Source organism: Streptomyces sp. NPDC091289 (genome assembly GCF_044757365.1).
Taxonomy (GTDB): domain Bacteria; phylum Actinomycetota; class Actinomycetes; order Streptomycetales; family Streptomycetaceae; genus Streptomyces.
This window is the reverse complement of sequence record NZ_JBIVUT010000031.1, coordinates 1-11,319: the sequence shown is the minus strand read 5'-3', so window position 1 is coordinate 11,319 and position 11,319 is coordinate 1. Positions and strand designations below refer to the sequence as shown.

Genomic DNA, 11,319 nt, shown 5'->3' with positions numbered 1-11,319 from the left:
TGACCGCCCGCCGTCAGCATCCTCCTCAGCGTCCCGGGGGACATATCCGCCCACCGGGCCACCTCCTCCAACGGCACCCCGCCGTTCACCGCCGCCACCGCGGTCCGCTTCCAGGCCGCCTCGACCAGACCAGCACTGCGACCGAGACCTTGCAGCAGCTGCCGGGCGACCTCGGCGGTCGGCCCGCTCTGCACGCCGCGCAGCTGCAGCAACTGCTCCTCGGCACTACCGAGGAGACTGCCGATCCGCTCCGCTGCTCGGCCGGCACCACCGCCCGCCACATCGTCCCCGAACCGGGTGCCTTCTTCTCCTTGCCCAGCACCCGCAACTGCCCCGCCATCGTCACCGGCTGATGCTCCCGGCGCAGCCACCAGGGGTCGTTGTCGTATCCGGGGGGCCCACCGGCCCCACGGCGCAGCCGAATGACGCTGCCCATCCACGCGATCAGCGGACCGCCATGGTCCGCCGCAGCCAGCGGCCCCAGCCACTCCCGCCCCACCCGCTCACCGAGCCGACGGCAGAACAACCCATCGACGGGCAGCACTCGCGGTTGCCCGGCACCGCTGTCCACCCACACCAACTGGGCCATAGCCGGATCAAGCAACACATCGGCTACGGCCACTACCTCGGGAAAGACGACCGCGTCCCGCCCCACGATCCGCCACCACTCCAGATCACCCCCGGCATCACCGCCCGCGACCTGATGCAACCGCCGCGGCCAGACCTTCTCCCGCTCCCAGTGCAGGGCCTGCTCCCACCACCGGGCCACCACCGCCTGCGCCAGCGCGAACACCCTCTCCGGCTCGGCCCCCGCCCGCACCGCCCGCCGCGCCACCCCCGCCCACCGCCGCTGCGCCGCGACCACCTCCGGCAGACGCCGCACGTCCAGATGCTCGTGGGGCTGGTCGGCGTCCGCGTCCAGGAGCCACCGCGCGTGCCGTGCACACACACGGTTCCACCGCGGGGCGTACAGCACCGCCCGCCCAGCCGTCCCCGTACGCCGGGCCGTGCACAGACGACAGCCGAACGCCACCGGCCCGGCAACCGCACCACCGATCCGCCACGCCGCCACCGGCTCCCCGGCATCCGCGGCCGGCAGCCTGGCATCCTCCCGCCCCCAGGACGGCAGCGCCCGCGCCAGCACACCCTCCTCCACGCCGCACAGACCTGCCAGGAGCCGCCGCCCCGCCGTGTTCAACAACACCTCGGCGTCTGCCCGCGCGCCCCCGCCGTCGTGCCGAGGCGCGTGGCTGCGCCACTTCCAGCAGGACCGCAACGCCTTCGCTTCGAGCCCGTAGCGGCTGGCGATGCGGCAGATCAGCGACGACGTCGTCTCTCCGCGCAGGGGAGCGGTACGCAGAAGGCCGGGAGGAAGGATCACTCCACCACGGTCTCGTGTCCGCCGATCAAGGAGGGCGTCTTCGCGGCAGTTCCTTCCATCCCGCGGCCGTCTTTGGCTCACTTCCTCAGGGCCGCAGCTGCCCCTTCCTGAAGCCAACCCCCTCAGTGTGGTGGGAGATTAGCCCGTTCGAGCACACTGTGATGACCCGATCGCACTAAGCTACGCCTGTGGTGGTTGGTGAAGACGCTCAGGTGAAGGGCTTTTCGGGGGCTCGAAGAGCCAAGCAGTGGCTCGAGGGCACGATGCGCATCTTCGGTGCGTACGCGAACACGGACTCGGAGTCCTGCGGCCGTCGGCTGACCCTCGCCTGGCCGTACGGGGGCCGAACCTTCTCCTTCGATCTGGGCGGTGCCATGCGCGGCGATCCCTACCAGAACGACATGTTCTGCGCGGAGGTCAAGAACTACGCGCAACCCAGCGATCAGGGCACGCAGTTCGACGAGTTCCTCGCCAAGTGCTACGTGGCCGCCCAGGCCCAGCACCTTCTCAGCGACCACTTCATGTGGATCACCTGGGCACCGTTCCGGGCGAACTCCTGGTCCACCCTCAACTCACCTGGCCAGGTGGAGAGCGCAGTCCTTCAGCACAGCAGCCGCGTTTTCGGCACGAGCGACACCCAGGAAGCCCGAAAACTCCTGGACAGCGAACTCGCCCAGTCGGTCGCCGCACGCCTGTGGCTGATCGTCCTCTCGGACAAGCAGGAGACTCTCCTGCCGCTCAAGGACTGGGCAGCCATCGTCGCCGCCGAACTCACCCGCAGAGAGGGCTCGTGGTGAACCTCGTCGAACAGTCGATCTCCCAGGCCATGGACGAGCCCGACGACCGGATGATGTTCACCCAGGTCAAGGACATCGTCGCCCGGCACCTGTGCCGCATGGACCCCGGCGCCACCGTCACCAAGACCGAATTCTTCAACCACACCCACGTCCCCGACATGGTCCTGGAATGGCCCGGCAGACTCCGTACACCCCGCCGGTTCATCTACCTGCGCACCACATCGGACCAGCGCGAACTCGAGGACGACCTGCAGCGCCTTCCCCGTGCCGACCGGCCGGTGCTTCTCGCGCTCGGTCAACTATCTTCCACACGGCAAAGAGGAGACCTCCCCCCGCTACCCGGCGGCAGCACCTCGCTCCTCCTCGACACTTCCGCGCTCGGCGCACTCCAGCCGGCCGACGACTCTCCCGGCATCCCTCAGCTGGTGTCCCGCTCCGTCCTCGAAGGCGGCCGCGGCACCCTCGACAGACCGGCGACCGAGGAATTGCTGAACACAGTCGTCCAGGGAGCGGAAGCCGCCCGCGCGGGAGAACGCGTTCCCACCCGCGATGCTGTCGACGCCCTCACCGCACGCATGACCACCGACGTCGCCGACCGGATGTCAGCCTTCCTCGCCGCGCTCTGGCAGGGCGGCGGATCCACGCTCGCCAGCTTCCCCGCACCTCAGCGAGGCGTCGGCCATCTCGACGAGACGGCCCTGATGTACCTGCTGGAATCCGAGGACATCACCGATACCGCGTTCTGGAACCGGGTCGTCCGCATGATCAGCCTCCCCACCTTGCTGCGCACCCCGGCTGCAGGCACCGGCAACCTCCAGTACCTCATGCGTGAGGCGATCCGGCTCTGGACCAGCCGCGTCTGCATGATCGTGCCCGGCGTGGCAGACGCGGACATCAGCCCGTGGCGCTGGACAGTGAAGGCCGGCCAGCTGATCCTGCAGACCCCACGCTTCCACGTGCTGGTCGCCCAGTCCCAGCGCCAGCTCCCGTCCGGCCAGGAACACGACCTGCCCCGCCTCGACGAAGTGAGGAACAGGGCCGACCGCTTCGGCATCCCGTTGACCTCTCTGCGCATGGTCGTGACGGACCGCCACGTCGGCTACGGCGGGCCCGGCGACGACATCTCTCACGACACCCGACTCGACGGCATCAGCGACGCGCTGGGACAGGCCGAGGGAGTCATCGAGGCCGTAGCCCGCATCCCCTCCGGCGAGACTCTCCAGTGCATTTTCGCCACCGGGATCGCCAGCGCCCGCGGCGCACGTACCCAGGTACCGCTGGACGCCCTCCTCGGAACAACGACGCGCCTGCTCTCCGATCTCTCAAGCGATGAAGCCGAGAAGATCACCCAGCTCCTCGGCGCCCAAGGCCCGCCCCCCGACCAACCATGGAGCCAGCCCAGCCTCGACGACGTATAGGACATGCGTAGGGTTGTCGGCAGCGCTGTGGGCACCGACAGAACCTGGTGAGGGCAGGTAATCGCATCTCCCAAGAAGCTGACCGTCAGGCGCGGGGCGAGGGGCGGTCTCACCGCCGTGCGGTGCTCTGCCGACGGCCGTGCCTGCGCCCATAGCTGACGACGATCAAGAGGACCTCGCCCAGGAGCTCGGGATCGCCCCAGCGACCGGTGCGGCAGGCAGGCATCGCCCCGTACCGGGATCGCCGTGGATGCCTGCGCTAGCTTCGTCTGCAGAGCGCCCATCGACGCCACCAGCGACGGACGCCGACGCCCCATTGCCGTCTAGCAGCCTGCCCAGGTCATTGCCGGGAGTTTTCAGGAGGTGCCAGCTTGCTTGGGCTCTGTTCTCGGTCTGCCGATTGTCAGTGCTGCGTGGCACTCTTTGAGTACGCCAGTGACGGACCGAGTGGAGAGTGTTGAGGTGGGTGCCATGGCAGTGCGTGTTCGGCATACAGATCCTCCCGCGCCGTCCGGGTGCCGGTGGTGCGGTGAGGAGAAGAGCAGACATGGCCGACGGTGGGTGGCTTCTGCCGGAGTGCACTCATGGGAGGCGCCTACCCGTGAGCAGCGTCTTAGCCGAATGAAAGCCCGCCGTTCAGCGCGGCTGGCTCACTCGTTCTCGGCCCAGTGACGCAACCCGGCCTCGCTGGCCACCTTGATCGCATCTTTGAACGATTTCACCAAGGCTGGCGGAACATCTGAGGGCTGCCGCAGTCGCTGTGCCAGCTCGACGACCATGCTCTCCTTTTTGCGAGGGGCATGCTCGGAGTGCTGGTACAGCAGGGTGTGAAGCGACTTGCTGAACTTGCCGGTGCTGCGCAGAGCTGCAACGTCGGTGGACGTCCACTGCTGCTCGTCCTTGCGGGGCCATTCGGCATTCATGGTGTCGGCCCACTGATCATCGCTGAAGACGTCCTCCAGCTCGTTCGGGTCTCCGAGGAATAGGCAGTCCTTCTCGGTGAAACCGTACTTCTCCAGACGATTGAGGCTGAACTCCTTTTCCTTGTCGCGGATCGAGTCACCATCGACCAGGAACAAGACGGTGCGCTTGTGCTTCTTGAGGAATTTGGCGAAGTTGAGGGCACCGTCGTTGCCGCCGCAGTCCCACAGCGCGATGCCCGCAGACTGGACCGGGTAGCCGAACGCCAGCTTGAACAGTGCTGGCAGTGCCGCGTACTCGGTGGGGCCCTCCACCCCGACGAAACACCGTTCGTGCAGGAGGACACTGTTGCGGAAGCCCAGGGAAACCGCCATGTTCGAGAGGAAGCGCCGAGTATCCTCGTCGCTGTCCTCTGCGCCGAGTGACTGTACGTAGGCTCGCCCATCCCTACTGTTGAGATGCACGATGTCCTGGATGTCGACGCCGTCGATCAGGTTCAGGGAATGGGTGGCAACGATCACGGTGGATTGCTCGGCGGACGCCGATACCTTGATCATGTCCATGATGCGACGCTGGTGCTCATAGTCAAGGTGCGTGTCGGGCTCGTCATAAGCGATGATCACTCCGCCCGCGGCGCCGTCCCTTGCTGATTCTGAGAGAAGCTGTTGACTGGCCTCCCACAGGGCCAGCGAAATCCTGCGGGACCGGCCCGCCCCGGCCGCAGCCAGTGATACAGCCCGCTGGCCCGGTGCCGCAGCAGTCATCGAGACGCCACTGACAGTCGGCCGGAACTGCACGGTCGGTTCCAGCGAGAAGGAGTCAAGGGCGCATCGTTCCTCGACCAACTTCTGCAGGCGGCTGGCATCGTCCTTGAGTAGGCCGGAAAAATCGGACTCCAGATCGGTGATCTTCTGTCGGGTCTCCTCACGCAGGGTGTATTCACGCAACTTCGCGGTCAGGATGCTGCGGACCACAGTGTCAGGAGTCTCCGCGGCGTCGCCTCGGAAATAGAGAAGCTGAGGCAGGGCGCTGACGACGTGCTCGGGCGCCTGCGTCCAACCGGCAACCGTTGGGGCTGAGGCCACATAATCCTCGAGAACCTCGGTCCAGCTCGCTTTGACGTTCGGCTGGTCCTCCCGCAACTTGACGCCTACATCGGAGGCAAGGGTGCGGAGCTCAGGCACCTTCAGCGAGGAGATGTTCCGTAGTGCGGGATTCTGCGGCACCTGCGCCAGCCACTCGAGCGAGACGCCTTCGCCTTCCACGTGCCGACGGCGCACCTGGATGGAAGAGCTGAGCCCCAGGGCCTTCTTCTCGACTTCGGATAGGTCGAACCGCCCTTCCACCGTCACCGCGACCGGTGCCCCAACATCGTCGGCCGCCGGCAGGGCAGCGCGCGTGGGTTCACTCTCGGCAAACTGAGAGACATCGCTGTCCGCGAGGGGGCGCTCGCCTAGCAGGAAGGCGATGGCGTCCAAAGTCGCCGTTTTCCCGCAGTCGTTGTGGCCCGTCAGGATGGTCTGCTTATGGATCGGCATGCTCTGGACGTCGCCCAGCGAGCGGAAATTAGTGACGCTGAGTTCGACGAGTCGCACAATGCTCCCTTGCAGTACAGCACGGACACGCTGGTGGCCAGCAGCCGTTAACGCGCCGTTGAATCACGCCACTTCGGGGCGACGTGGGAAAACTCTAGCGTCTGATGAGGCACGGGAGAGCCGGGATCCCAACGTCGCAGAGGGCGCGTCAGCGTAGAAGGGCGATCGAAGATCATATCTCAGACGATGGGAGCGCCCCTGACCATGGTGGAGTGGATGGTCACTACGGGTTACCCGCCGGTCTGTCGGACACTGCGATCTCGTCCAGTGATGCCGGTGTGGGTGAGTAGATGTTGTTGGGCGGGGTGGAGGGTACTCCATTGCCTGCGCTGCGCTCTGGCCCACCGTTGGAGTGTGTCCGGGACGGGTTCGTTCCCGCTGATCGTGGTGCGGTATTGCTGCCAGGTGCGGTGCCAGGGGTAGGGCCAGGGCGGGTTCCACCACGGATCCAAGCTGGCGAGGGCGGCTGCGGTGGTGGCGGAGAGGGCGCCGGCGCGAGCGTTGCGGCGTTGGCGGCTCAGCCATGTGCCGAGGGAGAAGCCGTCTTGTCGCGTGTGTTTGTCCGGGGTGAGGCGGCCGTGCTGGACGGTGATGTCGCGGTTCTTTTGCGGGCGCGTTGGCGGTGTTCGGCCAGCCAGCGTCCGATCGGGAACCCTTCGTGTTCCTTGCTCGAGCGTGCGGCGAGGTGTCCGTGCTGGGCCGTGTACGAGCGGGCATGGGCGACGTCGGTATCGAAGCGCGGGGTGGTGGTCAGCCGGCGGGAGTCACGCGGGCCGACCCGCGCCCGGGCGGCGTCGCGGGTGATGCCGATCGCGGCGAGCAGGTGTTGCTGGTCGGGGTGGAGGCTGCCGTAGAGGGTGCACTGGCGCTTGACCCAGATACCCAGAGGTGCCCCGGCCCGTGGTCCGGTGCGGGTCGACTCCTCGCCCGGCATCGATCTGCTGGGTGCGATCGGCGCGGCACACCCCGAGCTGCTGCTCACCGGAGCCACGCTCCGGGACCAGGGCCTCATGGTGTCCGGGCTCCTCGCGGCAAGGTGGCCGGTGCCGCTGCTGTGGGAGGTGATCGCCCGCTCGCTGCCCGACCCGCTGCACCGCACGGTCGGCGCGGTGATCTCCGGCCGTCTCAAGGCCGCCGCCACGATGCCGGTCCCCGGCTCCGCAGCCGGCACCGCCGCGGTGCCCCACCAGGCCCCCGGCCCGGACCGCACAGCACCCGGGGAGGGGCGCCGCTGGGAAGACGGCCCGACACCCACCCCGCCCGCGTGGGCCAACCTGGAACAGCAGCAGGAGCAGTTGCGGCGCGGCATCGACCGGCACCCCGTCTGCGACGCCGACGACGGCCGCTGCCCGCCCCTCGCCGTCGTCGGCGCGACCCACTGCGCCGAACACCTCGGCTGGCCCCTCTGCCCCGGCCACGACGGACACACCTGCACCGCCCGCACCCGCACCCGCACCGGCGACCAGTACGCCACCTGCCAGGACCAGGCCCGCTACGCCCGGATCGACGCCGCCCTCCCCGTGCCCCGACCACCGACGGCACCTGCCCCGGACACACCAGCCCCTGCGGCCGCGCCGCCATGCCCGGCGACCCGTACTGCGCCCGCTGCCGCACGCCTCCCAGCGCGACCGTGACCGGGTCCTGCGGGAGTGGGAAGCGGTCCGGGACGCCGCCGTGGAGGCGGCCACGGCAGAAGAGGCCCCAGAGAAGGCCCCAGCGCCGTTCTGAGCGGCGATCCTCCGCCCCGGGCCTCAGCCCCTTCACCCGGGCGGAGATTAGCTCTTAGCGGCCCGTACAGCCGATCACCAGCCCCGGTGCTGGGCCTTGCACGGTGAGCGCGGTTTCGGCGGCGGCGGCACCTCTGAACGAGAACGGCCACCAGCCGACCCCGTGACCACTCCGCACACATGCCGGAGGGTGGCACCCCCTGGTGGGGTGCCACCCTCCGGGTTTCTGGGTCAGGTGCGCCACCACCGCGGCCGTCGGCGTCCGGCGGCCGCCGGACGGGCCTGGGTTGCCGGGCGGGTGGAGGGGTTGATGTGGACGGTGATCTGGATACCGAATACGGCGGCACCCATGGCCGCGATGGGCAGGGCCAGCGCGGTCGCCCCCGTGAGCTGCAGGATCAGGGCGATGGAGACGCAGGCCACTGCGGTGCAGAGCTGTGCCCAGGCCAGGGCTGGGCTGATGCTCGGGCGGTGGTTTGAGGTACGTTCGATGGAGGTCATAGAAGTTCGACCCTTTCGGCTGTTGCGAGACGGACCGGAGGACAAGCGGCGAAATTCCGTGATCACGACAGGGAAGTCTCAGGTCAGCCGGCAAGCATCGACCTGCAGCTTCCCTTTGTCGTATGTGCGCATCGCCGTGTTCGAGGCGGTGGACGGGTCCGGCGGTCCCCGACCGCGCGACCACAGGTGGTCGGTGGCGGTCACCCAGGCTGCCCCGGTGAAGCCTGCCTCGGCCCGCCGGGATGGCGGAGCCGGCCTCTGCCCCGGGCCTTCCTGCGGGCGTTGCCCCCCAGAGCCAGCAGTTCGACCTCCTCGACCGTCAGTTCGACCTCCTTGAGCGTCTGGTACTTCGCCTCCAGGCGCTCGTCCTCCGCGCGCTCGATCTCCATGCGCTCGGCCTTCAGGCGCTCGATCTCCGAGTTGCTCAGGTTGATGTTGAACGGCTTGGCCAGCTGGTAGGTGTTCACCCATTCGTAGCCGCGCTTGGTGCGCACGTTCACCACCTCTTCGGCACCGGACTTCACGAGCAACTCGTGAGACAGCAGCTCGTCGATGCCTCGCGTCACCGTGTGGCGGCTCAGTCCCAGGGCACGGGCACCGCGGGTGTCCTGCGGGAGGGTGAAGGTCTCTCTCCGCCGGCTCATCGCGGCCAGCAGAACAGCCTTGCCAGGCATGTCCAGCTTCTGGTGCCAGCCCTCGCGCCAGTATGTGAAGGGGACCCGGAAGTAGACATCGCCCTTGGCGCCGGTGGGAACGGTGTAGGCCTCAGAACTCTCCCCGACCAGGCCGCACTCTCGGCGCTTGATGATGCGCTTGAGGCGACCGTGCTGCCGCCGCTCGATCAGGCCCAGCTTCTCCAGGTGCTGCCACTGCCGCGAGACGGCCATACTCGCCTTCCGGTCGGGGAGCAGGTAGATCCCGGCCGCCCGACCCCAGAGCTGCGAGCGCTCGGTGACGCCGAAGTCGACACCGGTGGTGACGGCGTAGACCAGCAGCAGCAGTTCCAGGGCGTGGGGAGCCCGCAGCAGATCGGACAGTGGCCCCGGTCCGGTGGTCGGCTCTCCGAGCCGTCCCTCGACGCGAGCCTGGATGAACTCCCGGCGGATCGGGAACGTATCGCCCTGCCGCTGGGAGCGCCGCAGCAGATACTCGATCGACTCCTCCTGGGTCATCACCCGTTCGCCCATGGCCTCGCTCCTTCCGTCGGCACCCCGACGGTGCCCCCCGCCGAAGAGCATGCGCCCGACCACACGCTCCGACCCAACGCCGCCCCTCGTCCCGCACACCGTCGTCACCGGCGCCGGAGGAACTGGTAGATCCATGACTACCTAGGACCCCCAAGTAGGACCGTAGGCGGCAAGACAGCAGGTCATCGAGCATTAGCGCTGAAACTGTGCCTGCTTTCGGCATAAACAGTTGCAGCCTGAGAACCCATCGACTGCGTTGATCAGCCGCGAAGGGTGAACCAGAAACGCATCGGCTCTTAGCCGAGGTGCTCGCCCCACGAAGTGCGGGCCGGAACCAAGGCCGGCCCCGGCCGGGCGACGGGGGCCAGAGTCCGTCCGGCGGTCCGTCCAGGGGGCCCGCCGGACATCCGCCAGGAGCCGTCCAGGAGCCCTCTGGGCCCCGTCCAGGCCCTGTCCAGCCGGACGGCACCGGACAGGGCCTGGACGGACTGATGGACGGACTCCGGCCGGGCTGGGCGGAGGCCGACGCGTGCCGCGGGTGCCCCGTGCCGGGCGTGCCGCGCTCTCGTGCGCATGCCGACACGGGTCGGCCGCCCTTCCGGGGCGGTCACAGGTCCGGTCACGATCGCGGTCACAGCCGGCGGGGAGCACGACCAGGAGCAGCGGCCCGAATTCTTCCTTACCACCCCGGTCGGCCCCACGGTGCGCTCGTGTCGTGCGCGTGCGACACGGCAGTAGCAGGTGAAAGTCGCCCGGGGCGGTCGTTCCGTCACCGGCACCACACGCCAGCCGCCCGCCCCGGACCCGCGCAGCCTCCCACGCCGACCGCACCTGCCGCGGATCGGGCCGGAGCTCCTGGCCGTGGCGCAGCTCGGCCACCCATAGTTCTTGCGTGGACGCGACAGTGGCAGGACTCGTAGGGGCACTCGGCGGCGCGGTACTGGGAGCGACAGGAGCGTGGGGTGCTGCGCTCATCGCGTTCCGGGCGGCGCGATACCAAGCTGACCGACAAGCCGACGCCCAACACCAACAGTGGCTGCGGCAGATCCGGCGAGAAACCTACGCCAGCCTCATTACTCTGGCCCGGCGCATTTATAGCCGCCTAGGTACCACGGTCTCAATTGAAGAGGACGACAAGGAACTGGATCAAATCCTCCAACTCGTGCGCCTTGAGTCCCCTGACCACTTGGGTGAGGCCGCACTGGAACTATCGGTCACACTAAACGGGATTTTCTTTCTTCAAAAACACGGACATAGTGTGGACAGCATCGAAAGAATTGAATTTCTTCGGCAACTTAATGAATTCGCGAAGCTTTGCAGAGAATCCCTAGCTGATATTTGATTTCAGGCGCCGATGCTCAAGGTGGTGTTGCGGATCGCAGTCAGGCCACTCAACATGCTGCATCATCTGTGATGTCTCGAGGGGGGTAATTAATTCGGGTGGGGGTGGGGGAGATTCCCAATCGGTACCCCGGTCTGGGTGGTGATGCAGGGTCAGAGGTTGGCCCAGTCCGGCCGGTTGACGCACAACCGCCCCAGGCCGCCCCCTCTCTGTAGCCAGCAGCCCGCGCAGCGGGCCTCTCCTGTAGGCGGAGCCGGAAGGAGTACCACCCCACGACCCGTCACCACCGTTCCCGGCGCGGAGCGCTGGGACGCGCCCGACCACCCGCCCGTCTTTTGAATTCCGGAGGAATTCATAAACAATTCCGGAGGAATTGTTTAAAGCCCGTAGGGCTTTATCATCTTTACGACCCGTAGGGTCGTGCGTCGTTCCCCCGGAGGGGGACGCGCG

Annotated in this window: 10 protein-coding genes; 4 read left to right on the top strand and 6 right to left on the bottom strand. The window is 67.7% G+C overall.

What is annotated here, in order from left to right; all coding sequences use genetic code 11:
* Positions 1-85 precede the first annotated feature (85 nt).
* Positions 86-1,381, bottom strand: a complete 1,296-nt coding sequence (locus tag ACIQPT_RS32795) for a DNA-binding protein (RefSeq protein ID WP_401161284.1) — start codon at positions 1,379-1,381, stop codon at positions 86-88.
* A gap of 188 nt (positions 1,382-1,569) precedes the next feature.
* Between ACIQPT_RS32795 and ACIQPT_RS32790 the strand changes: the two genes are divergently transcribed.
* Positions 1,570-2,178, top strand: a complete 609-nt coding sequence (locus ACIQPT_RS32790) for a hypothetical protein (protein WP_401161281.1) — start codon at positions 1,570-1,572, stop codon at positions 2,176-2,178.
* Between the two features lie 53 nt (positions 2,179-2,231).
* Complete coding sequence (locus ACIQPT_RS32785) at positions 2,232-3,596, top strand: hypothetical protein (RefSeq protein WP_401161280.1); 1,365 nt, start codon at positions 2,232-2,234, stop codon at positions 3,594-3,596.
* Positions 3,597-4,246: 650 nt separating this feature from the next.
* On the opposite strand, the gene ACIQPT_RS32780 is transcribed toward ACIQPT_RS32785, so the two are convergent.
* From ACIQPT_RS32780 to ACIQPT_RS32770, 3 genes are all read right to left on the bottom strand, one after another.
* A complete protein-coding gene (locus tag ACIQPT_RS32780; protein ID WP_401161277.1) occupies positions 4,247-6,112 on the bottom strand; it encodes an ATP-dependent nuclease in 1,866 nt (621 codons plus the stop codon).
* Positions 6,113-6,342: 230 nt separating this feature from the next.
* Positions 6,343-6,705, bottom strand: a complete 363-nt coding sequence (locus tag ACIQPT_RS32775; RefSeq protein ID WP_401161420.1) for a helicase associated domain-containing protein — start codon at positions 6,703-6,705, stop codon at positions 6,343-6,345.
* On the bottom strand, positions 6,630-7,046 hold the full coding sequence (locus tag ACIQPT_RS32770) for a Helicase associated domain protein (protein WP_097865774.1): 417 nt from the start codon (positions 7,044-7,046) through the stop codon (positions 6,630-6,632). Before ACIQPT_RS32770 ends, ACIQPT_RS32775 begins: the two co-directional genes overlap by 76 nt.
* Here ACIQPT_RS32770 and ACIQPT_RS32765 point away from each other — a divergent pair.
* Complete coding sequence (locus ACIQPT_RS32765) at positions 6,982-7,746, top strand: hypothetical protein (RefSeq protein ID WP_401161441.1); 765 nt, start codon at positions 6,982-6,984, stop codon at positions 7,744-7,746. The two genes, ACIQPT_RS32770 and ACIQPT_RS32765, sit on opposite strands and share 65 nt — an antisense overlap.
* A gap of 324 nt (positions 7,747-8,070) precedes the next feature.
* On the opposite strand, the gene ACIQPT_RS32760 is transcribed toward ACIQPT_RS32765, so the two are convergent.
* Positions 8,071-8,340 carry a hypothetical protein gene (locus tag ACIQPT_RS32760; RefSeq protein WP_401161275.1) on the bottom strand — a complete coding sequence of 90 codons (270 nt, stop codon included), beginning with the start codon at positions 8,338-8,340 and terminating at the stop codon, positions 8,071-8,073.
* A gap of 200 nt (positions 8,341-8,540) precedes the next feature.
* Complete coding sequence (locus tag ACIQPT_RS32755) at positions 8,541-9,527, bottom strand: hypothetical protein (protein ID WP_401161273.1); 987 nt, start codon at positions 9,525-9,527, stop codon at positions 8,541-8,543.
* 892 nt (positions 9,528-10,419) lie between these two features.
* On the opposite strand from ACIQPT_RS32755, the gene ACIQPT_RS32750 reads away from it, so the two are divergent.
* Positions 10,420-10,869 (top strand): hypothetical protein, encoded by a 450-nt coding sequence (locus tag ACIQPT_RS32750; RefSeq protein ID WP_401161271.1) that lies wholly within the window; start codon positions 10,420-10,422, stop codon positions 10,867-10,869.
* Positions 10,870-11,319 lie beyond the last annotated feature (450 nt).

Excerpts from the sequence above, each read along its gene's own strand:
- ACIQPT_RS32785 (WP_401161280.1), top strand. The coding sequence starts at position 2,232 with ATGTTCACCCAGGTCAAGGACATCGTCGCCCGGCACCTGTGCCGCATG.
- ACIQPT_RS32770 (WP_097865774.1), bottom strand. The coding sequence starts at position 7,046 with ATGCCGGGCGAGGAGTCGACCCGCACCGGACCACGGGCCGGGGCACCT.
- ACIQPT_RS32760 (WP_401161275.1), bottom strand. The coding sequence starts at position 8,340 with ATGACCTCCATCGAACGTACCTCAAACCACCGCCCGAGCATCAGCCCA.
- ACIQPT_RS32755 (WP_401161273.1), bottom strand. The coding sequence starts at position 9,527 with ATGGGCGAACGGGTGATGACCCAGGAGGAGTCGATCGAGTATCTGCTG.